Genomic DNA, 22,217 nt, shown 5'->3' on the forward strand with positions numbered 1-22,217 from the left:
GGATGAAGAAGTGCGGTCGGCGCTTGCGCATCGCTTCGTAGATGCGCATGCCGCCGAAGGCCGGGTTGATGCCCCAGCCCTGACCGGCGGTGTCACCGCCCCAGACGAACCGGATGTCGCGAGCGCTGAGCGAAGGGGTGCGCAAGCGGCCGAGCACCGGCTCGCTCAACGCACGGCTGTTGTCCAGGCCCTGGAAGCTGGCACGCACGAACACGTCGCGCCCCGGCGGCAGACCGACCAGTTCCTGGCGGACCGTGTAGTCGGTCGATTTCAGTGCGTGAGGGCCGATGACCTTCCTGGCATCTGCGAACTGCTCGTCGAGCGCGTACTCCACGATCAAGCGCGCCGGGCGGTCGCTTCGGCTCCACACGATGGCGGATCCTGCGCGGGAATCGCCGAACTGCAGGCCCTGGGCCGCGACGGGGCGTGCGCTCGGGTCGGTGATGACGGCCGGTGCTGATTGCGCCTGTGCCCAGCGCGGTAATGTGGCAACGCCAAAAGCAGCCGCGGTGGTTTTGAGGAACCGACGGCGATGATTCTCGATGCGATCGTTCATGAAGGACTCCAGTGTTTCGGTCGGGACGATGGAGGACGCCAGAAAAGCGACACGAGTCAGGCGGCTCTGACCGCACCCACTCGCGGTGAACTCAGTCGCAGGCTCGCCGCACCGAGCGGGTCAGGCATTCGGCGTACTCGGGGTCGACCTGCAACCGGTGCAGGGCGCGCGCAGCGACCGCGGTGTCGGGGAAATCCGAGAACAGCCCGTCAACGCCGAGTGCGTAGAACTGCAGGTACTCGTTGAGCGGATTCCCCGCGTAGTCGCCGGCGAGGCGAGGCTGCTCGCTGCGAAAGGTGTAGGGATGCACCAGCAAGCCGGCCTGGTGGGCGCGTGCGACCAGATCGCTCGGCGGTGCCAGCTTCAGGCTCGCCTCGCCCGGGCCGCTGCCGGCCGGATCGGCGACGGTCGAGACGATGTAGCGCTTCCAGGGCCCGATACCGTCGGCGTAGGACGCAACCTCCTGCAGGCCCGCGTCGGTCGCGAAGTAGCCGAAGGTGCGCGCCAGCAGCTGGGGGTCTCGAGAGGCCGTCCAGTCGTAGGGACGGTCGAACGGAGCGCTGTAATCGAGCGTGCCGTCGGGCTTGACGTCGTTGGCATCTATCAGCTGTATGAGCCGCACGCGCGTCATGCGGTTCAGGGCCTTGAGGTTGGACTGTTCGAACGACTGGATGAATACGGGCGCCTCGCGGTAGTTCCAGCCGTGGCGCGTCAGCACGGCCAGCAGGCGCTCCTCGAGCGGCAGGCCGAGCTGAGCGTGGTAGGTGGGGTGCTTGGTTTCGGGGTACACACCGACGCGGCGGCCGACCTCCTTGGACTTGCGCTTGGCCAGTTCGATCACTTCGTCGAAGATCGGGATACCGAATCGGCCGTTGAACTGCTGCGGCCGCTCGGCAAAGGCTTGCTTGGCACGCAGGCTGCGGATCTCGGCGAGGGTGAAGTCTGAAGCGAAGAAGCCTTCCTCGGCGAAACCGTCGACCACCGCCGTGCGTCGGCGCGAAGCGAACTCGGGCCGGCTCGCGACGTCGGTCGTGTTAAGGATGTTGGGCTCATGCCGCACGATCAGGTGACCGTCCTGGGTCGCCACCAAGTCCGGCTCGATGAAGTCGGCGCCGAGCTCGATGGCCAGCGCGTAGCCTTCGAGCGTGTGCTCGGGCAGATAGCCGCTCGCACCGCGGTGGCCGATCACGAGCGGCGCCTCCGCCGGCGCTCGCCGATGCCCGTGCTTCCATCGCTCGGACGCGGCAGCTGATGCCGTGAAGCCAGCCAGGCCGGCGATCAGGGTCAGCGTCGCGACGCCGGCAGTCAGAAGCTTGATCATGGAGTGCTCTGCGAGGGATGGACCAGCCGCACGATAGGCAGGGCGCGTGACGCCGGGGTGACATGCCAACCGGGAAGGCCAGTGACCGCCGGTTTTGCGGCGCCCCTTCGCAGCATCTCTCGATGCAAGACGGCTGGCGCATCGACAGCATCGTCGCTCGGCGGCACCAGGACGGCTCTCAGGCCTGCCTCACCACGCCTATGCCTGCGAAGACAGCTCCGTCAGCGTCGAAGGAGATCTTGAATGGCTCATGCCCCGGTTCAGTTCATACCCAGCGAATAGACGCATAGCCGTCGGCGGCCAGCACGGTTGCGAGCAGGACGGCGGCGAGCACGCGCCGCGAAGTCGGGTGGATCGTCATGGTGCAGGTCCACGTGCTCGGGCGGGCGGCGAAGGCCGTCCCGTCATCGGCGCCGTCCGGCTGAATCGGGAACGCGAGCTGAGCCCGCAGCCGCGCGATGTCGGTCTCGATGTCCAGGCGCGGTCCCCATGTGCAACTCGATCGCATCGCGGCATGCTTCCAACACGGCTGGCAAGGCGCAGGCCGGCGCAAAGGGCTCGGGTCCGCGCCTGGCCTATGTCACGGCCGCAGCGGCGGCGTGCGGCTTGCGCGCGATCACGGTGGCGAAGGACTTGATCCGCCCGCCGGGCGCCTCGAAGTCGCTGAACTCCGAGCGCAACACCTCCCACTGGGCAAAGTGGTCTGCCAGCGCGGCACGCTCGAACAGGCAGTGGCGATCGGCATCGAACATGTCGAGGTAGGTCGTGCCTTCGATCAGCACGTTGACGATCGCCGTGCCGCCTTCGCGGACGTGCGCCTGGATGTCGCCAAGAGACCACCGGGCGCTCGGACAATCGAAGAACATCAGCAAGCCGATCGACACGCTCGTGTCGAACGTTTCGCCGATCTCGTAGTGACTCAGGTCGACTTGAGGTGCCTCCACGTCGAGGCGCTCGGCGGCCGCGACGCTACGCAAATGCTCGATGGCCGTCGCACTGCCATCGAGCGCGAGCACCGAACAGCCACGCCGCGCAGCCGCCACCGCGAGGTTGCCCATGCCGCACCCCAGATCCAGTACGCGTCCGTTCAGATGCGGCAGCGCCGCCAGCTCGAAGGGATTGAGCGCGAGGTCGTGCTCGCGAACCTGCCGCTCGAACTGCTTGTCGAAGAACTCGACACTGGGATTCCCACTCATGTTCCAGCCTTGCCGGTGCACACACGGCTGAAGGATAGCGCCGCGCTCGCGTTGCTGCGGGCCAATCAAGATCGGGCGCCGGTCGATGCGAATGCCAGTGGTGCTCGTCCGGAAAGTGCTCGTGCAACTGCGTCAGCGGCTCCTTGCGATGGCGGTGCGCATGTTGCGTGCCTGGGTCGGCCGCCGGATGGTGGTGCCCCTGGTGTCGAAGAACGAATAATCTGGCAATTTGAACGAATGATCTGACAACGGTCATCTCTTGCAAGCGCCAGATCTGGCGCGGCCTGAATGGCACTCTTACCGGCGTTGCCGTCTGTTGCCAGATCGCGACGCTGCGCGCGCTTTGAACGAATTCTCTGGCAATGCGTGGCACGACGAACGCAAAAACTGGCAACGTGTTTGCACTGATCCTGCGTCGTTGTAGTGGCCAAGAAGCCTGCCGCGAAGTCCCTGCCAGCCCACAACCGAGCCGCCGGTCGACTCGAACAGATTGCTGACGCAAGATGGACACACGTCGAACGCGTTGTTGAGACGATTCGATCGCTCGGTGATGCACCGCTGGCCCTCGCCACGGCCGAACGCCTGGCCAAGCGCCTCGGGGTAAGCTGGCGGACCGGGTACCGCTACCGCGACCGTCTGCAATCCGTTGACGAAGCCACTGTGCTGGGCCTGAAGCGCGGTTGGAAGCCCCCTGCAACTCGCCTGTCGGCCAAGCAAGAACAAGCCGTCGAAGAAGCCATCAACGCCCTGCGCAAGAAGCCGGGGCCGCTGCGCGTGGTCGACCTGGTCGAGGAAGTCGGCGCGCGGTGCCGGCTGCTGCGCGTCCGCTGCCATTCTCGCCCGGCTATCGACCGACGCCTCAAGCGCGCTAAGGGCGTCAAGATCCTCCGCCGCGGCGTGGCCGCACCGGGCACCGCCGACCCCCGCATCTCGCCCGGCTCGTTCATTGTTTCGCGTCCTCTGGACGTCGTGCAGATCGACCACACGCCGATGGACATCGTGGTGGTGGACGACCTGTACCGGCAACCGCTGGGCAAGCCCTACCTGACGATGGCCACCGACGTGGCCATGCGCTGCGTCGTCGGCTTCGTCATCTCCTTCGTGCCGCCCGGCGCCGGCACCGTGTCGCTGTGCATGACCCTCATCGTTTCGCCCAAGGGCGCCTGGTTAAAGCAACTCGGGCTCACAGGCGAGTGGCCGATGGCGGGCCTGCCCAAGACGCTTCACCTCGATGGCGCAGCCGAGTTCAAGAGCAAGGCGCTGCGCCGCGGCTGCGGCCAATACGGCATCGAGCTCGTCTACCGAGAGCGCCCGCATCACGGCGGCCACATCGAGCGGCTCATCGGCACCAAGATGAGCAAGCTCAAGGCCCTGCCCGGCGCCACCGGCGGCTCGCCCAAGGCACGGCGCTCGTATGACCCCGACAAGCATGCCGCATTGACCCTCGGCGAGCTCGAGGCCTGGTTCGCGCAGCAGATCGTCGGCCGCTACCACCAGGAACCGCACCGTGGTTTGAAGGGCGGCACACCCGCCGGCGCCTGGGCACTGCACCCTGCCCCGGCCCTTGCCCCCGGGCCGCTCAAGCGCTTTCGGATCGCGTTCCTGCCGGCCTCTAGCCGCACGCTGCGCCGCGACGGCATCGTCTTCGAGCACCTGCGCTACTGGCACCCGATCTTCGCGCAGTGGCTGGCGCGCCGCGAGCGGCTGGTGTTGCACTTCGACCCGCGCAATCTGTCGAAGCTGTACGTGCCGCACGAGGGCGACTACCTGGAAGTGCCGTTCGCGGACTTGCGCTTGCCGCCGAGCTCGACGACGACCGGCGTCTTGCGCACATGGGCGAGGATCACTGGATCGACTACCCGACGGCGCGCGAAAGTTCCCGCACGCAAACAGGCCGCCTTGAACGATCATTGCTTCGACTGGGCCTTGCGCTTGCCGGCATCCGTCGCCCGTCCCTTGGCTTTGGGTGCCTTCGGCAAAGCAGCGGATGCAAGAAGCTTGGCGCCCGACGCCTTCGCTGGCGAACGGCCTGGCTCCGTCAGTTTCTTCTTGGGCGACGGACGCAACGGACCCTTCACGCTTGCCTTGGTTTTCGGCTCGGGCTGCGTGCCCTCCATCTCGAGACCGAAGAGCGCCGAGAGGTCGTCACCGTCGAGAACTTTCGCCGATGTAGGCGTCTTCGTCGAGAGGGTGCGTCCCTTCGCGGCGCTGACGATCAGCTCAGCGTGATCGACGGCGCGCAGCTTGAACGCGAGCTCGGGCTGCTCGTCGAGCCGGGCGCCGATGCCGTAGAGCACGGCCGCCACATGCTTGCACATCGAGGCCCAGTCCGGGCAGCTGCACGACAGCTTGATCTCCGCGGGGGCTGGAAAGAGACCCACCCTCTGCTGGCAAACGCGCTCCATGACCGCCTTGGAGAGGCGCCCCTGCAGGAGTTCGACCAGCGAATCGATCGAGCCCGAACAGTCCTTGCAGATCGCGCTCCAGTGCGCCTTCGGGATCGGGGAGACCCTCGCGGTCACCTTGTACAGCTCAGAGCCCATGACCATGGCCCGGATCTCGCCGCCGTTCACCTGGAGATCGACCACCGAACCGTTGCGAACATAGGTTCGCCCGCGCGGAAGCCGGTTGGCAAAGTCGCTGTACGACTCGAGGTTGTCGCACCAGGCTTTGCCCCAGAACGTCGTCCCGAGCTTGCGCCCTTGAATGGTCACCGGCGAATGCGAGTGCTCCTTCTTGCGCAGCTTGGCCATTTCACGCTCGGCCTTCTTGCGCCGCTCGGCCACGCTGACATACGGTTTCCAGCCGAAGGACATGGTTCAGTTCTCCGCCATCGCAGATTGAATGTCGAGCGCGACCAGCTTGAGCAGTTCGTCGTCTTTCATCTCGGTCAGCATCAACTCCGCGCCCCCTTCGAGCAAATCCGTCGACAGCTGGCGTTTGGCCTCGATGAGCTCGTCGATTTTTTCCTCGACCGTGCCCCGGCAGACGAATTTGTGCACGAGCACGTTGCGTCGCTGCCCGATCCGGAAGGCGCGGTCGGTAGCCTGATTCTCCACCGACGGGTTCCACCAGCGGTCGAAGTGAATGACGTGTGAGGCGGCGGTGAGGTTGAGCCCGGCGCCGCCGGCTTTGAGCGAGAGCACGAAGAAGGGCAGCGCCTCGTCGCCCTGGAAACGCCGAACCAGCTCCTGCCTTTTCTTCACGTCAGTCTCACCGTGCAGAACCAGGCCCGGGCGTCCGAACACCGAACCGAGAAAGGCCGCAAGCGGCGCCGTCATCTCCCGAAACTGCGTGAACACCAGCACCTTCTCCTGCTTGGCCGCAATGACCTCGGCGAGCTCGCGCAGGCGGCCCCACTTGCCGCTGTCGTTTTCACCCCAAGCGTTGTCCCCCAGCCATTGGGACGGGTGGTTGCAGATCTGCTTGAAGCGCATCAGGAACGCGAGCACGATGCCGCGGCGTTGAATGCCGTCGGCCTGGTCGAGGTGGGCCGCGAGCTCAACGACTGCCGCCTGGTAGAGCGCGGCCTGCTTGCGACTGAGCGGGCAGTACGCCCTGACCTCGGTCTTGTCGGGCAGGTCGGCAATCACCGATTTATCGGTCTTCATGCGCCGCAGGATGTAGGGGCGCACCAGCTCGCGCAGCGGACCGTAGGGGTTGTGGGGTCGCTCGGCCAGGCGCTTGACCAGCGTGGCGAATTGCTTGGAAGAGCCCAGCAGCCCGGGGTTGATGAAATCAAAAATCGACCACAGGTCACCGAGCCGGTTCTCGATCGGCGTGCCGGTCAGGGCAATCCGGGCCTCGGCGCCGAGCTGCTTGGTGGCGCGGGTCTGCTTGGCATTCGGATTCTTGATCGCCTGCGCCTCGTCAATGACGACGAGACGCCATGGCGTCTCCTTCAGCCACGGCAGGCGCAACAGCGTGCCGTAGCTGGTGATGACGAGGTCGAGCTTGGCCAGTCGGTCTGCGTCGATCGCTGCCAGTTCGTTGGCGGGCAACGCAGAGGGATGCGCCACGAGCACATCGAGGCTCGGCGCGAAGCGCGCGATCTCGCTCGCCCAGTTGCCGAGCAGCGACGCCGGGGCGACCAGCAGGCTTGGCTTCGCCGACGTTCGGGCGTCGGTGCGCTTCAGGTCCACCCGCTTCAAAATCAGCAGCAACGACAGCACCTGGATGGTCTTGCCCAGCCCCATGTCGTCGGCCAGGCACGCACCCAGGCCGAGCTGGGCCAGCAGATGCAGCCAGCGCACGCCGACCTGCTGATAGGGCCGCAGCGTCGCCTGTAACGCCGGCCCCGGGTCCAGCGCGTCGAGTGCCTGCGGGCTGCGCAGACCGTGCAGTGTGTCGGCAAGCCAGGGACCAGCCACCACCTGCGACCAATCCGCGCCGGCTTCGGAGGCGGCCCCTGTATCTGCTTGATCGGCGCGCGCGAGCATCCTCATGGCATCGCCGAAACTCAAGCCTCCCGACGAAGCGGCCTCCTGCGCGTGCTGATAACGCTCGAGCACCGCGGTGAGCTTGTCGTGGTCGATCTCGACCCAGTGGCCGCGAATGAGCGCAAGCCCGTTGGACTGGGCGAGCAAGGCCTCGATCTCGCCGGCGTTGAGCGGTTCGCCTTCGAGCGTGACGTCCATCTGAAAGTCCAGCAGGGCGTCGCGTCCCAGCGTCGAGGGGGTCGCCGCACCGAGGGTGGCCGTCACTTGGGCGCGGGCTGGCCGCCCTGCGCGCCAGCGGGCGGGCATGCGCAGGACGATCCCCGCCGTCTCCAGTGTCGCGGCGTCGCGCAGCAGCGCGAAGGCGTCTTCCGGTGTCCAGCGCAAGGGATGGAAGATCTCGCCGCTGTCGACCATCGCCTTGAGCCAGGCGCACTGCTGCGCCGCTCGCTGGACTGGCAGCAGCAGTGACAGCAGTTCCTGGTTCGACGCGTCGGCGTACTCTCGCAGCGCCCGCCCCAGGGGAAGGTGCTGGGCTTTGGACTGCCTGGACAGCCGGGTCGTGTAGGTGGCGACGAATGCGAACGGCGCCTCGTCGTCCTTGCGGTTCTCGGCCAGATTGAAGTGCACGCGACCGACGAGGTTCCAGGCCGGGTCGTGGCGTCGGAGGAAGTCCTGAACGGTGCCGCCCGCCTCGATCAGCTCGGCGGCAAACGCCGCGTCGAGGTCTCGCCAGAGTGCGGCAAGGGCGGTCCCCGTCAGGTACTCGGCGCCCTCCATGGGAGGCGCGGCATCGGCCAGCGACGCCAACACCTCGTCGGCGGGTGGAGCGACATGAACCGGGGCGCCGCGCTCTTCGGCGTCCGGCAGTGTGCACAACGCGGTGACGTAGCGCGCCGCGAAATCACGCCAATAAGACAGGACTGCAGGCAGCGCGCTCGCCACCTCGCCCGCGCCGAGCTGCAGCAGGCCATGGCCCGAGCCGCGCGTGAACGCCTGCAGAAGGCGGCCCGCGGTGGCGGCTTCAAGCAAGGGCGCCTCGACCGCAGGACTCAAGGTGAGACGGCCGTGCGGCGTGAACACCGGCGAGCCCGCGGCGTGAAGCGTGCTGTCCGCGTTGTCCGACGGCAAGGGGCTCATCGGGGCGCCCGCCGAGCCTCCCACGGTTTTGTTCACTCTGCGCTCTTCCCCACTGCGCGGCCGGTTCCCCAAAACGTCTCCACGGCTCTCATCCGCCGGCGCTTCTCGGTCGTGACGTAGACGGTCGTGGTTGCCAGCGACGCGTGCCCCAGGTTCTGCTGCGCGATCTCGATGGGCATCCCGCCGGCGATTGCGTGGCTCGCGTGCGAGTGGCGCATCCAATGCGTGCTGGCCCGCGCAAAGCGCTCTGCTCCCTTTGCATCGCCCTGCCCCCGCAGCACGCTGGCACAGTCCGCAAAAAACGCCTTGATCTGGTCGTAGAACGTCGTCGCAGCGATCCCCTGCCGAGGGTCAATCGCTTGCCCGGTGCTGAGCCCGGGCGCGCGTTGCGCAGCGTCGCTGGCCTTGCCGAGCAGGAACGCACCCTGATTGCCGATGTCCTCCGGGTCCGCGTCAAGTCCCCGCGAAGCCAGGTACCTCGCCAGTTCGCCCACCACGTCGGCCGGCAGCGGCACCTCGCGTTCCTTTTGGCCCTTGCCGACGACGCGCAGCAGCCAGCCCTGCATCGGTTCGTCGTCGTGCGCATCGGCCGGGTACTCGACCCACTGCATGTCGTCGACCGTGGCAGCCACAACTTCCGACAGCCGAAGCCCAGTCGCATAGAGCAGGTGCAGCCCGAAGGTCAGGCGTTGGTTTGCGGAAGTCGCCGGCAGCATCTTCAACTGCTCTTCGATGAAGTCCCACTGCGCCAGGCTGAAACTTCGCCCGGCGTTCACCTTGGGCCCCGCGGTGCGTGGCACGCCGACCGCCGACCACGGGTTCCCCATCAGGTAGTTCTGGTCCACCAAGAACCCATAGAGGTTCTTCAAGATCGTGACCGCATGTCGCTGCGCCGACGCCGACAACGGCCCTTCAAACGGCCGCCACAGCGGCGACCAGCGCTCGCGTCCACGATCGCCACACCAGCGGCTGCGCGGTTGCGGGTCGGCCAGGAAGTCCCGGTACTCGATGCAGTCCTCGTTGCTCATCGAGGACAAGGCCTTGCCCTTGTGCGTGATGGCCCAAAGCAAGAAGCGCTCGGCTTCTTTCCGATACGCGCGCTGCGTGTTCGACAGCGCCTGCAGCCAGTCCATGCTTTGCTCGACGCCGTGGTTGCCCATGACATCGCGGTGCCGGCGACGGGCCTTGAGGTGGGCCTTCTGATCTGGTGTGAGGCCGTGCTTGGAACGCAGCCAGGCGAGGATGGCCTGGTAGTCGTTGGTCGCCTTCAGCAGGCACTGGGTCTGCGGGCGCCGGTACAGCCCGCGCGTGCCATCCAGCTCGGCCGGCACGATGAACTTTTCCAACGGGCGGATGGCCGTGGCCGGCGCGACCACGGCGTTGAGTTCGTGTACGTAGAGCTTGCTGCGCGCCATCGCCACATGGCGGCCAAGCTGAAGCTCGATGCTGTCCTGGTGCTCGCGAAGCCAATCCACGATGCGCAGGGCCTTGCTCTCCCCCATCGCCTTGATACCGGCGTGCCACCGTCGGCCGACGCCGTTGATGCGCTCGACCAGTTGGGCCAGCGTGAAGATGTCGGCCGCCTCCAAGTGGCTGGCCAGTGTCGGGTTCAGCCAGGCGGCAACCGAATCGCCGGCCTTCGGGGACTGGGCGACGAGGCCTTCAAGCCAGCGCAGCGCTTCGAGCTGGCGGGCGACCAGGCGGGCGCGCCGCCGCAGTCGCTGCGTCGCGCGGCCGTACTCGGCTTCGTAGGCGGCCATCTGCTCGGCCTGGCGCTCGTGTTCCAGGCCCTGCGCTTCGGCGAAAGCTTCGAGGCTCGGGAGTTCAAGCGACGGGTCGGCGATGCGGGTGGCGTCGATGCGGACCAGGCGCGCCGTGCCGTACCGATCCTGGCGCTTTGCAGCGGCTGCGAACTCGTCGCGAATCCAGGCGATGGTGGCGCGCACGGTGCGCTGGTCGGTGGCCTCGCCTTCGACACGGAAGTAGCGCTCCCAACTCTCGCGGGGATCGAGACCCTGGACCACCGAGCGCATGAAAGCGAAGTGGCCGACGTGCAGCTTTCGCTGCCGTGCGGCGCTGACCGAGGCGAGGCTGCGCGACAGGGTGCGGGTGGACGTACCGAGCAGTGGCGCCGGAGCGCCCTGCCCTGCGCGGTCGCCCCTCGTGCTAGCACCGGCCAGTGCCTTGTCGTCGCGGGCGTTCATTGCGCGAGCCGTGACAGTGCGGCGGCGAGGTTGATGCGGGCCTGGCTGTCGAGCAGGGCCACCGCCCCCTCACCGTGGTACAGCCGCGGCCGGTCGAGCAAGCTTTGCAGCACCTGCACCCTGGCTTTTCCGTACCGAAACCCCGGCACCCCGTCGTACTCCCTGCGCACGACCTGGTTGTAGCGCTCGAAGCCGTTTTGAAGAACGTGGGTGCACTTGGGCACCCTGAGCCCAGGCGCCCACAGCGCCTGTATGCCGAGCGCATCGAGCAGCCCCTCGGTGAACGAAGTGACCTTGTCCGCGAAGAACCACGCCATCGTGACCGAGGCGTCGATCACCCAGCCCGCCGGCGCCGGGCCGGACGGCGGCTCCCGAGCCGGCCGGGCCTCCTGCCCCATCAGCGCCGGCCCTCTTCGATCATGTCCGGGATCGCGACCCCATCGCCCGGCGCCTGGCCAGCGCGGCTGGATCGGATCCTCGTCGCCAGGGCATGCGCTTGGCCGAGCGCGTCCGGAACGCGGGGCGGCATCAGGCGGGCGACCGGCTCACCATGTCGGGTGATGACGATCTCCTCCCCGCGCGCCGCGCGCGCCACGAGTTCGGAAAGGCGGCTCTTGGCTTCGAAGATGCCGACGGTGGTCATGATGAGGTCTCCCGGCCGGGGGCACTGGCTTAGCGACGTCTGGCTGTCTAGTAGGCGCATCGCCCCCCAATCTGTTAGGCGGATTTGTGGCCAGCGCGTGTCGACTCATTGCGAGGCTCGGCGAGATGGCGCGGCACTTCGGACATTTCACGCCCGGCAGCACCCATTGCCGCCAGTCGCTTGCCTGCCTGCACCCGCACGAACGTCGCGATCTTGATCGCCTCGCGGCACAGGTCGACCTTGTCCATGGCTGGACCGGCCAATTTGAGGGCTCGCTCATAAAGCTCGTCGTCGATCGTCACCGTGGTTCTCATCGCAAACTCTGTCTTGGACTGCGAAGTGTGTGCGCATCGCCTGCGACATCCTGCACCGGCACTCAGTGACCAGCCACCCAGTTCTCGACCATGAGTCCGGGGTAAGTGCGGAAGTCCGCTTCATTGTTGGTGACCAGCGTGACGCCCAGAGCCACCGCGTGGGCCGCGATGAGCTTGTCCAGCGCGTCCTTGTTTCTCTCGCGATTGCTAGCGCGAAGCGGCCCGTAGGCCCGGGCAGCGCGAGCCTCGAAAGCCGCCACCACGATGTCGTCGAGCAGCCCGTCCATGGCAGCTTGGTTGTGGGCTTTGGACGCGCCCGAACACGCCACTCCGTACTCGAGCTCGGCCAGCGTGATGGCCGAGATAACCACCTCGCCGACAAAACACTGCGCAAAGCGCGCCGCGACCTCTGGCGGCTGATGCTTCATGAGGTAGATGCAGATGTTGGTGTCGAGCATGTACTTTGGCGTCATACGGCCTCGCGCTCACCCTCAACGTTCTCGCCCCGCCCCCCCCTCATGAAATCAGGCGAGAAGCGGGCCAACTTGGCAAGCACGTCGCCCACGCGTCGCTGCGCCGGACGAATGCGCAACTCGTCGCCCTCACGTTCGATGACCAGGTCGATGTCCCAGCTGGGATATGCCAACTCGGACGGGATGCGCACGGCCTGGGAGTTGCCGTTCTTGAACAATTTCGTCGTGGCCATGACGATCTCTCGAAGCTTAATTTCGGATGTACACGTACATCCTACTCGAATCATGATTTTTGTAAACACATGGATGTACATCAGCGGCACGATCTCCCGATGAGCGTGTACTCACCCGTCGTCCGCCCGACGTCCGCTTGGGAGCGGCGCCCGACGCAAAACCTTACGGATCAAGCACTTGAATTATTGTCATCTGGCAAGGGCGGATTTGTCACTCATTTCCTAGTACCATGATAATATGACTTATCATGTATCAAACTGCTTGCCAGACGAATCACTTTGAGCTTTTGGATGCGCAGCACCGTGGCCTTGACCAGGCTCCCGGGCCCAAGAGTCCCAAAGGTTCCGCGTCGTGCCACCGCCCAGCGCGGTCGTATCGGGACGCACTTGAAGCCCGGCATGGATTCCGTCTCCCACCCTCCCCTTTGTGATGACGAGACGCTCAGGCGTCGCCATGCTCAGGTGACGTTTGTAGCTCGAGGAATGCGCTCCAGCGAAGCTGCCCGGCGGATAGGCTCCGACCGCCCTGCCGAAACAGTTCATGCCGAGCTGCAACGGCGCCTGGACGCGCGGCGGAAGGCAGTCCTAGGGTAGCCAGCCTCGGGTGCGCCTGCTCTGCTGGGGCCGTGGCACGGGTTCAGGCCAGACGGGAACGGCGAAGCGATTGCATGACATTTGCGACTCATTGATTGAGTCGATTAGAGCCATAATCGACTCATGTCGCCGCCGTCGAGGGAAAGTCAACCGCAGGAGCTGGTCTGGCGACAGCCTGGTTGGCCTGGCCTGCGGTATGACCCTGCAAAGGTGGCGGCGGCCGTGGCTCTCGCCCGCCGGGCGCAGGGCGCCGTGGAAGGCAAGCTGGCGGCCATCGGCTTCGAGCAGCGCCAAGAGATCGCGGCTGAAACCTGGACGCAGGAGGCCCTCTCGACGGCAGCCATCGAGGGAGAACGGCTGGACCTGGAAGCGGTCCGCTCGTCAATCGCGCGCCGCCTGGGGGTCTCTCAGTCGAAGAGCACCAACACCCCCCGCCACGTCGACGGATTGCTGGACGTCATGGACGACGCCGTAACCCAGGCCGACAAGCCGGTGACTCATGAGCGCCTCCATGCTTGGCAGGCTGCGCTGTTTCCAACGGGGTATTCGGGCATGAGCCGGATTCGGGTCGGAGGCTACCGGGAACATGCCGAGCCGATGCAGATCGTCAGTGGCCGCATCGGCCGCGAGACGGTCCACTACGAGGCGCCGCCCTCGGCCGCCGTGCCCGTGGAAATGGAGAGGTTCCTGGCTTGGCTGGACGGTCCAATTGAGCCGAGCGGCCTGGTCAAGGCCGCGCTGGCACACCTCTGGTTTGAGACGATCCACCCCTTCGAGGATGGCAATGGTCGAGTTGGGCGTGCCATCGTCGATCTTGTTCTGGCCCGGGATGCGGGCGAACCGGGCCGAGTGCTACGAATCTCCCAGCAACTGCTATCGCGGCGTGGCGAGTACTACGAGCAGCTGGAGCGAGCACAGCACGGCGCGCTGGACGTCACTGCCTGGGTCGTGTGGTTCACAGAGCAGGTCCAGGCTGCATTCGACATGGCAGCGTCGGTGGTCGACCTATCGCTGGCCAAGGCGATGTTCTGGAACCAGCACCGCGCCAAGGACCTCAGCCCGCGCCAGCGCAAGACCGTCAACGCATTGCTCGACGCTGGTCCAGGGGGCTTCGAGGGCGGCATGAGCACCCGCAAGTACGAGAGGCTGACCGGTGCCGCGCGAGCAACGGCATCGCGCGACCTGATCGAGCTGGCGGCGTTGGGTTTGCTGGTTCAGGTAGGCGCTGGCCGTGGGACGCGGTACTACTTGCAGATCGAAGGCTGGGCGCCGGCCTGATCGCCGCTCCCCGGCTCGCCCCGGGGCTCACGGCCGCCTGGAAATTGAGCGTAGTAGAGCATTCGGCTTCAGCCCTTGAGGAAGTCTTCGATGACTTTCACCAGAGCCTTGCGCTTGGACTCTGGCAGCGCCCCGGCCTCGAAGCGGACAACCGCCCTCCCCTTAGCGTCTGCAGTGAGTCTTGCCGCGACCTTCCCTGCCTTTGAAATCGTCAAAGCCTGAGATGCCGACTGGCCAGGCGCCGGCTCGGGCAGCCCGACCAGCTTCGACAGGATGGTGGCCGCGCCCAGATCGCCGCGCGTTTCCGCGATAGCGCGCGCTCGCGAAAGTGTGCCGTCTGGGTCTTTCTGCATCGCCTCCGTCAGCGGCGCAGCCCAACGAAACTGGATGTCGAGAGGGCTTTGAAATGCCGCGACGACAGCTTCAGGCAACCGCGCCAGGGAAACGCTCTTGGACACCAGCGAAACGTCGACGCCAAGACCTTCCGCCAATCGGCGCAGTGAGCTATAGAGCCCTTCATCAAGTGCCCTTCGGTACATAGTGCCCTGCTCCCAGGCAGACAGATTCTTGCGCCCGCGGTTCTCTCGCTCCATCTGTTCGAACAGGCCGACGTCCGACGCCTCTTCGATGGCCGCAAGAACCGGAATGCCCAGCTGAGCGCAGGCGCGATGCCTGCGGTGCCCGAAGATTAGCTCGAAGGTCGGTCCAACCGGGCGTGTTGAACCGTTCAACACCGACACAGGGCGAACCTTGATCGGCTGCACGTTGCCCCCTGCCGCCGCAATCTCAGCCTTCAGTTGCTGGAATTCAGCGGTGAGAAACGACGCTTCGTGGCGGTTGGCCCACTTTGACGGCCGGATGATGGATGGATCGAGTTTTCTAAGGGGCGCCTCTTCTTCCAGCGACTTGACGCGCGCCTTCAGCGCTTCAGCCTCCTGAACCGCGCCCGATTGCGCCGTCAAGAAACCCATCATCGTTCCCGGCGCCGTCTTGGCCTTTGGTGGCTCTGCCGCCGGGGCGCTGTCGCCAGCCGGCTTTGGCCCGGCCTGCAAACCAGGGATCAGGCCCGCCTTCTCGAACATCTTCCTAGCCATTATTCAGCCCCTTTTCAGCGGGTGTTGAACGGTTCAACACCGTGGCAGAAGGACTTGGCATCGCGGTCGCGCCTGCGTTGGATTCAACCTGCCGACGCCACACAGATTGAACCGAAGTTTCGATGTAGCTCACCATCAGGTCGTAGGCATCCCTAGCGCGCTTGAAGGTTCTTGCGTTGCCGTCGTACTTGGTGATGTCAAAGACCGTACCGAACTCAACCGTCGCCGACGCGGTGACCGCTGACTTTGGTATCTCCATTGGCAGCACAGAGACCCGATTGGCATAGGTGCTCTGAATCCACTGCTTGACGATCGCGCCGGTGGCATCCGAGCTGTCGACTCGGCTGAGCAGGATGTTCATGAAATCGAACTGCTTGTCGTGTCCTCGGTTGGTGAGCAACTGCGTAGTCAGATCAGAAAACAAGGACCAAAACTGAGCCGCAGAAGCGAAGTCCAACGTGCTGGGTGGCAGCGGCATGATGATCCCGTTGCTGGCCAACAGTGCATTGATCGTCGTGTAGGACAGGGCAGGGGGGGTGTCGATAACGATGACATCGTAGTCGGCGCGCACGTCGTCGATGCCATAGTTCAGGACGTTCCAGAACTCGAAACCTTCCTCCTTGGTTTGTCGAGCTGGCAGCGCGAATTCCGCTCCAAAAAGCAAAGGCGACGCTGGGACCAGGTCGATGCCGTCCCAATAGGTCGGGCGGATCGCATAGCGAATCGACGTCTCTGCGCCCATCACCAGAGGCAGGATGGTGTCCTCCTCCTCCACCTCTGCGTCGGGCAAGATCCCGAACAGGGTTGTCAACGAGCCTTGCGGGTCAGTGTCAATGACAAGCACCCTGTGCCCGAGCAGCGACATGCCCTGAGCCAAAGTGATCGCCGTCGTCGTCTTGCCAACACCGCCCTTGAAATTCGCAATACTGATGGTCACGGCCTCGGCGCCGCTCGGCCGCAAACTCTCTTTGCGGTACTCCCTCACCCAGCCCCTAACCTCAGGCAGAGTGAACTGTCGGCGATTTCCTACTTCGTTTAGCGTGCCAGGCGGCATATCTCCACGTCCCATTCGATGTGTGAGCGATCCCTTCTCAATGCCTAGAAGAAGTGCGAGCTGACTCAGGTTCCAGATGGGTGCTGCCTTGCGCGTCGTCGGCGACAACATTGCAGATCGGATCTGCGACATCATTTCGACTGAGTGGGCAGCCTGTTCTGCGATGTCGGCAAGGCCAATCGGGGCTGGTGCCTTGATGCTGAGTTTTGCCATGTACCCTCCAAGCGCGAGTTTACCGCTCCCTTTACGTTTATCTGCGCTCCCTGCCAACATTCGTCAACTGGTCGACTGCTTGAACGCTGTGTTAGCTACGGCGCGCGCTCTTGTACTGGTTTCCAAAACCGAAATCCCTCAGCGCGGGGTTCATAAGGTTCCAAGTCTTCAGATCCTATAAGACCTTTAAACACGGAAAACGTGTTTTAAATCAAGCACTTAGCTCAATCTACGTGAGAGGATATAGGAGGTGACGTGAGACTGTTTAGGGGGTGAGGTGAGTGGGTATGGGTCATTGTGTGAGGGTCCCTAGGCTGTCTCGTGAGTGGATATGGGTTTACTGCACATGGCGTGTCGCAGAGTGCCGGACGGCGCAAGGAAAGGCCGTAGCCGCCTGACACGTGAGCAGTTTTGGGTGACTTCTGCCCCGTTCCCAAGCTGTTCTCTGTTGTGAAGTCGGCGGTCCTACACCACGAATGAGCCGCCCAGGATTCGGACAGGCTGCGGGCGCACGTGCTAGCGAGACGTGAGGGCTTCTGGGCGACCGACGCTTGCGAGACGTGAGGACTTTTGGGTACCAGCTGCTTACCGAGCAATCGTCCGCCGCGGCACGAAAAGCCGTGACGTGAGGACGTTTAGGTCATCGCAAAAGAATGTGAAAGATGCTTTTCACGCTACGATGACGGAATGGACCGTTTCACATGAGTCGTCAGGGCGCCACACAGAGGGACCTCACCGAGAACCCGCTCCGCAAGCCGGTCAACACGCTGGCTATCGTGCCTACGAGGTCTAGCAAGATCACCGTTCTGGCGCGCAAGGCCTACAACGTGTTGCTCTACATCGCGCAAGAGCAGGGTATTGAACAGGAAGTCTTTCGGGCGCCCCTGCAGAGCATCTTGCGCGGCGTGGACTTCAATTCCAACGCCCGCGAGATCGTCAAGCAGCACCTGCGCGCGATGGTCAGCACGACGGTTGAATGGCAATCGCCGACGGCAGGGGAGGGCGAGGCATGGAACGTCGCCGGTCTTCTAGCCCACGCGAAGGTCTACAAGCAGAGAGGTGAAAACTGGGTTGAGTGGTCGTTCGCGCCCAACATCAAGCATGAATTGCTTGAGCCGCAACGGTTCGCTAGGTTGCGCCTCGACGTCATCTCGCAACTCAGGCGCCACTCGGGCGTTGTGCTCTACGAAATCTGCGCCCGATACCGCGATGTCGGCCTGACAGCGCGGCAGCCATGGCCATGGTGGCGACCCGTCCTGACCGGAAGCCCGGATACCGAAGACTCGGTCAAGCAAGAGTACCGCTTCTTCAAGCGCGACGTGCTGAAGCTCGCTATCGCCGAGGTCAACGCGGTGACAGACCTCGACGTCGAGCTGATCGAGCACAAGGCCGGGCGCTTCATCGCCGACATCCAGTTCAGGGTAGGGAAGAAACAGCAGGAAGCGCTGCCATTGCGGCACCCGCCTGCGCCTGTCGACCTGTCTCAGGTGGTGCGCGCGACGGCCGCCGGCATACGCTCTGAAGATGCCGAAGCGTTGATCCAGACGCATGGCAACGAGGCTATGACGGTTGGGCTCGACGCACTTTTGAAGCGCATCGCCAACGAATTTCCGGAGCCCCTGCGCGACCCGTACCGCTACTTGCGTGCGCTCCTCGAGTCCAACTCTGCAACGGCTGCCAAGAAGGCTGCTGAGGGCAGTGCCAACCCACCAGCTAGCAGCGCCGCTGCGGCTGCAGCCTTGGAAGGCTGGACCGCTGAATGGGTCAGCACGCGGAGAGCGCTGGTGATGGCAGAGTTCGAAGCGCTGTCGCTCGAGACGCAAGCGGACTGGGTCGAGCGGCTGCGGGCGCACCTGTATGAGCGCGGCGTACACCCGTCGATCCGCAAGCGGCTCGAAACCAATGGGTGGAAGCACCCATTGGTTACGGGCGAACTGATCCGATTTTTCAAGGGTGCCGACTGGGACAGGCCCACGCCCCAGGAGTTGCTCACGATCGCTGCGCAGCGTGGAGGCCGGTAGATCGCCGATGCCCGCGGCCGCGAAACCAGCAGCATTCAGACCGTACAAGATCGTTTCGCCGAGCAGTTGCAGCGCCGTCCCGATGCGGGCGGGGCCTGCGGTGGCAACCTGCACGCCGTTGTTCTTCAACTGTTCGTCGTTGATCGCCACCCTGAACTCGATCTGTTCGTAGCCGAACGAGCCTGTCCCGCAACACGCGAGATTGACTACTCCTTCCTCAAGCATTTGGCCTGCCATCGGGCCGAGTTATCTCAATTAACTCCCTCCGTGCCCTTTAGTTGGGACCGGCCATCCGCGCAGCCCTGTCCGCTTGGCCTTGCCGATCACCCCGACTCGAACGCTTGGCCCGGCGCGCACTCGCCTTCGACCGCCTCGAGCAGGCGATCGATGTCGGCGGGCTTGCTCATTACCTTGCAGCCGAAGCGCCGTTGCAGGTTGCCCACCTCGGCGCGGTCCGCGACGCCGGACAGCACGATCACCGGAATGCTGGCAACCACGGCGGCTTGCGGGCCCCTGAGCGCCTCAAGCACCTGCCAGCCGTCCATGACCGGCATCATCAGGTCGAGCAGGATCAAGCACGGCAGATCGGGCTGAGCGATCATCCGCAGCCCGACCTCGCCGTTCTCGGCCGTGCGCACGCGATAGCCGGACAGCTCGAGCACGTCGCGCAGCGTGTCGCGGATGTCGGCGACATCTTCGATGATCAGGACATGCGCGCGGTTCACGTCGGGCTCGCGTCCTGCCGGTCGGGGACTATCATCTTGAACGTCGTGCCCATGCCGATCCGTGAGGAAACGGCTATTTTGCCACCGAGCACGTGGACGATCTGCTGCACTAGCGCGAGGCCGAGACCCACACCGGGCACCGACTTGCGCTTCAGCGGCTCAAGCTGTTCGAACGGTTCGAAGATACGCGTCAGATCGGCCTCGGCGATTCCAATGCCGCTGTCGGCGACCTCGAACCGGCAGCCGCCCGCGTCCGGCGCGACGCTCACCACAACCGTCCCCTGCTGCGTGAACTTCAGCGCGTTCGATATCAGATTGCCGAGCGCCACCGTGAGCAGGCGCCGATCGCTGTGGAGCGTCCGCAGCTCGTCCTCCGACGGCTCGAATACGAGCGCGACACCAGGCGGCACGGAATCGATCTGCTGATCGACGACTTCCCTGGCCAGCGCGACCGGGTCCAGCGGCTCGGTACGCACTTCGAGTTGCCCACTCTCGACACGCGTGTACTCAAGCAGGCCCTCGACCATCGACGCCATCTGCTGACTCGCTCGCAGCGACCGTTCGAGCCGCGAGGCCATCTCCGCAGGCACCGCCCCGCTGCGGTCGCGCGCCAGCAGCTGCAGGTTGAGGTAGATCGTCGACAGCGGCGTGCGCAATTCGTGCGAGATCATCCCAAGAAAGTAGGTCCGCGCCTTCGTCGCCTGCTCGGCCTGCTCGCGCGCGACCTCGGCGGCTTCGAGCGCGATCCTCAGCTGCCGGTTCCTCGTGCTGACCTGCCGCGCGAGGTCCGCGAGGTCGGTCGACAGCGTCGCCAGTTCCGAGCGCAACGTGTCGCCCGCGCGCTTGGTCTCGATCAGGTTGTGCGCACGCGCCGCGAGTTCTTGTGGGCGGAACGGTTTGGTGAGGTAATCCTGCGCGCCCTGCGCGAGCAGGTGCACGCGCAGCTCGTCATCGGCCTTCGCGGTCAGCAACAGAATCGGCACGGTGTCGAACTGCGCATCGGAGCGCAGCGCGTGAACCAGCTGGTCACCGCTGAGGCGCGGCATCATCACGTCGGTAACGATGAGGTCGGGCCGCATCGCGGATGCCTTCGCGAGCCCATCGTGGCCGTCGACTGCGGTCACGACGTTGTAGTTCTCCGCCAGTGCGTCGGCGATGAACGCGCGCATCTCGGCGTTGTCCTCGACCAGCAGCACTTCGGGGCGACCCGGAACCGAGGGACGCGCGTCGCCGGATTCGACCGCGGCGTCGACCGCCAGCTCGTGCAGCGCGCCGAGCAGCGCGACGTGCGGCGCATCCGCGCCGGGCTCGACTCCGGGCGGCGCATTGCCATCGCCCGCCTGCCCCGGCACGATCACCTCGAACGCCGCGCCACCGTGCGCGGACTCGCCGACAGTCACATGGCCACCATGCAGCGTGACAAATTCCTGGACGATCGCAAGTCCAAGCCCGGTGCCGCCATGCGCGCGCATCGAGTCGCCCTCGACCTGGCGGAACCGCTCGAAGATCAGCTCGCGCTGCTCCGGCGGAACGCCCGGGCCCGAGTCATCGACCGAGAGCCGGAAGCGACCGTCCTCGTACGCGGCAAGTCGGGCGACGACGGTGCCGCCACGCGGCGTGAACTTGAACGCGTTCGAGAGCAGGTTGACGACAACGCGCTCGAGCTTGTCCGGATCGGCCTGCACCGGCAGTTCCGCCGGCGCCTCGATGCGGAAGTCGATGCCGCGCTGTTCGGCGGCGACTTCGAACTGCGATGCGATCCGTCCGAGCCAGGCGGCCGCGTCGAACCCGGATAGCGCCAGCTGCGCATTGCCGAAATCCAGCTTCGCGAGGTCCAATAGATCGTTCACCTGCTTGAGCAGCACGCGGCCGTTCGAGCTGATGTTCGCAAGCTGGCGGCGCTGCGTATCGGTGAGGTTGTCGCTGCCAAGCAGCTGGTCGGCGGGCCCGAGGATCAGCGCCAGCGGCGTGCGCAGTTCGTGACTGACATTAGCGAAAAACTGGCTCCTGAGCTCTTCCGCTTCCCTGACCCGCGCGAACATCGCCTCGAGCTCCGCATGAGTGCTTTCGAGCCTGATTCGGCGCTCCTCCGACAGCCGCGCGGCATTTACGACCTCCTCCACCTGCGGGCGCACGTAGAACAGGCCGATCGCGGTCGCAACCGAGGCGGCCGCGGTCGCCGCCTTGACGACGCCCTCGAAGATGTAATCGGGGTTCCAGGCCGTCCAGATCTCCATGAAGTGCGTCATGCCGCACAGGCCGATGAACAGCCCGAACGCGAAGAAGACAGGACTGAACGGCAGCCTGATCTTGCGCACGAGCGCCCACAGGATCAGCGCGATGCCGAGGTATGCGGCCCCGATTAGGAAGTCCGACAACACATGCAGCCAAAGCAGCCACGGGATCCACAGGTAACAGTGGCCGTGGGGCATGAAATAGTCGCTTTTCTCGAGCGCATCGCTGAGCCATTGCGGCATTGCCTGGTCCTGGTTGGCTGGGGGGCGGAATATGAGATCCTTGAGCAGACCCGGAGTGTTTCAACGGAATAGGCCGGGAAGCGCCTGTCGCTATTGTCTCCTCGGGCTGCAGACAAGGATCTTCACGAGCGAGAACACTCGGTTGACGACGGCACTGCGCAGGGCGACGTTGAACTACGTCTATGACTTCGGTGACTACTGGGAACACCGCATCAAGGTCGAGAAGGCGCTTGCGTCGGTTCCCG

At 65.0% G+C, this 22,217-nt stretch carries 18 protein-coding genes and 2 pseudogenes; 4 read left to right on the forward strand and 16 right to left on the reverse strand.

The features are described 5' to 3' along the window. The 4 genes from H0W38_RS02235 to H0W38_RS02250 all read right to left on the reverse strand — a co-directional run. Positions 1-556: PhoD-like phosphatase N-terminal domain-containing protein (locus H0W38_RS02235; protein WP_292450886.1), on the reverse strand; the 556-nt coding region annotated here is incomplete at its 3' end. 91 nt (positions 557-647) lie between these two features. Continuing rightward, positions 648-1,877 (reverse strand): glycerophosphodiester phosphodiesterase, encoded by a 1,230-nt coding sequence (locus H0W38_RS02240; protein ID WP_292450887.1) that lies wholly within the window; start codon positions 1,875-1,877, stop codon positions 648-650. Between the two features lie 265 nt (positions 1,878-2,142). Continuing rightward, on the reverse strand, positions 2,143-2,385 hold the full coding sequence (locus H0W38_RS02245) for a hypothetical protein (RefSeq protein WP_292444963.1): 243 nt from the start codon (positions 2,383-2,385) through the stop codon (positions 2,143-2,145). Positions 2,386-2,452: 67 nt separating this feature from the next. Further along, positions 2,453-3,073 (reverse strand): methyltransferase domain-containing protein, encoded by a 621-nt coding sequence (locus H0W38_RS02250; RefSeq protein WP_292450888.1) that lies wholly within the window; start codon positions 3,071-3,073, stop codon positions 2,453-2,455. A gap of 660 nt (positions 3,074-3,733) precedes the next feature. Here H0W38_RS02250 and H0W38_RS02255 point away from each other — a divergent pair. Continuing rightward, on the forward strand, positions 3,734-5,302 hold the full coding sequence (locus H0W38_RS02255; protein WP_292450889.1) for a Mu transposase C-terminal domain-containing protein: 1,569 nt from the start codon (positions 3,734-3,736) through the stop codon (positions 5,300-5,302). Positions 5,303-5,367: 65 nt separating this feature from the next. Here the strand turns inward: H0W38_RS02255 and H0W38_RS21995 are convergent. The 8 genes and pseudogenes from H0W38_RS21995 to H0W38_RS02295 form a co-directional block, all read right to left on the reverse strand. After that, positions 5,368-5,889, reverse strand: a pseudogene (locus tag H0W38_RS21995) (SWIM zinc finger family protein); the annotation flags it as partial. A 3-nt stretch (positions 5,890-5,892) separates the two neighbouring features. Beyond that, complete coding sequence (locus tag H0W38_RS02265; protein ID WP_292450890.1) at positions 5,893-8,649, reverse strand: DEAD/DEAH box helicase; 2,757 nt, start codon at positions 8,647-8,649, stop codon at positions 5,893-5,895. Positions 8,650-8,681: 32 nt separating this feature from the next. Continuing rightward, the gene (locus tag H0W38_RS02270; protein WP_292450891.1) at positions 8,682-10,853 is read right to left on the reverse strand and encodes a phage integrase family protein; all 2,172 of its coding nucleotides are present in this window, start codon (positions 10,851-10,853) and stop codon (positions 8,682-8,684) included. Beyond that, entirely contained in the window at positions 10,850-11,251 is a 402-nt protein-coding gene (locus H0W38_RS02275) for a hypothetical protein (protein WP_292450892.1), read from the reverse strand. Before H0W38_RS02275 ends, H0W38_RS02270 begins: the two co-directional genes overlap by 4 nt. Beyond that, positions 11,251-11,496: a type II toxin-antitoxin system Phd/YefM family antitoxin gene (locus H0W38_RS02280; protein ID WP_292450893.1), complete on the reverse strand. Its 246-nt coding sequence runs from the start codon at positions 11,494-11,496 to the stop codon at positions 11,251-11,253. Before H0W38_RS02280 ends, H0W38_RS02275 begins: the two co-directional genes overlap by 1 nt. A gap of 74 nt (positions 11,497-11,570) precedes the next feature. Then, the gene (locus H0W38_RS02285) at positions 11,571-11,810 is read right to left on the reverse strand and encodes a type II toxin-antitoxin system VapB family antitoxin (RefSeq protein ID WP_292450894.1); all 240 of its coding nucleotides are present in this window, start codon (positions 11,808-11,810) and stop codon (positions 11,571-11,573) included. Between the two features lie 62 nt (positions 11,811-11,872). Then, entirely contained in the window at positions 11,873-12,268 is a 396-nt protein-coding gene (locus H0W38_RS02290; RefSeq protein WP_292450895.1) for a type II toxin-antitoxin system VapC family toxin, read from the reverse strand. A gap of 11 nt (positions 12,269-12,279) precedes the next feature. Then, entirely contained in the window at positions 12,280-12,516 is a 237-nt protein-coding gene (locus H0W38_RS02295; RefSeq protein ID WP_292450896.1) for an antitoxin, read from the reverse strand. A gap of 717 nt (positions 12,517-13,233) precedes the next feature. On the opposite strand from H0W38_RS02295, the gene H0W38_RS02300 reads away from it, so the two are divergent. Further along, positions 13,234-14,388, forward strand: coding sequence for a Fic family protein (locus H0W38_RS02300; protein ID WP_292450897.1), 1,155 nt, complete (start codon positions 13,234-13,236; stop codon positions 14,386-14,388). Positions 14,389-14,456: 68 nt separating this feature from the next. Here the strand turns inward: H0W38_RS02300 and H0W38_RS02305 are convergent, their stop codons facing one another. Beyond that, complete coding sequence (locus H0W38_RS02305; RefSeq protein ID WP_292450898.1) at positions 14,457-15,470, reverse strand: ParB/RepB/Spo0J family partition protein; 1,014 nt, start codon at positions 15,468-15,470, stop codon at positions 14,457-14,459. A gap of 4 nt (positions 15,471-15,474) precedes the next feature. Beyond that, positions 15,475-16,749 (reverse strand): AAA family ATPase, encoded by a 1,275-nt coding sequence (locus H0W38_RS02310; RefSeq protein WP_292450899.1) that lies wholly within the window; start codon positions 16,747-16,749, stop codon positions 15,475-15,477. Between the two features lie 701 nt (positions 16,750-17,450). On the opposite strand from H0W38_RS02310, the gene H0W38_RS02315 reads away from it, so the two are divergent. Beyond that, positions 17,451-18,770: a RepB family plasmid replication initiator protein gene (locus H0W38_RS02315; protein WP_292450900.1), complete on the forward strand. Its 1,320-nt coding sequence runs from the start codon at positions 17,451-17,453 to the stop codon at positions 18,768-18,770. Positions 18,771-19,093: 323 nt separating this feature from the next. Here the strand turns inward: H0W38_RS02315 and H0W38_RS02320 are convergent, their stop codons facing one another. Then, complete coding sequence (locus H0W38_RS02320; RefSeq protein ID WP_292450901.1) at positions 19,094-19,495, reverse strand: response regulator; 402 nt, start codon at positions 19,493-19,495, stop codon at positions 19,094-19,096. Continuing rightward, positions 19,492-21,972 carry an ATP-binding protein gene (locus H0W38_RS02325; RefSeq protein ID WP_292450902.1) on the reverse strand — a complete coding sequence of 827 codons (2,481 nt, stop codon included), beginning with the start codon at positions 21,970-21,972 and terminating at the stop codon, positions 19,492-19,494. The genes H0W38_RS02320 and H0W38_RS02325 overlap by 4 nt, the downstream gene beginning before the upstream one ends. Before the next feature lie 31 nt (positions 21,973-22,003). Here H0W38_RS02325 and H0W38_RS02330 point away from each other — a divergent pair. Beyond that, positions 22,004-22,217 (forward strand): annotated as a pseudogene (locus H0W38_RS02330) (hypothetical protein); the annotation flags it as partial.

Origin of the sequence: Methylibium sp. (assembly GCF_013817365.1) — a bacterium.
In the GTDB taxonomy this organism is placed as follows: domain Bacteria; phylum Pseudomonadota; class Gammaproteobacteria; order Burkholderiales; family Burkholderiaceae_C; genus Methylibium.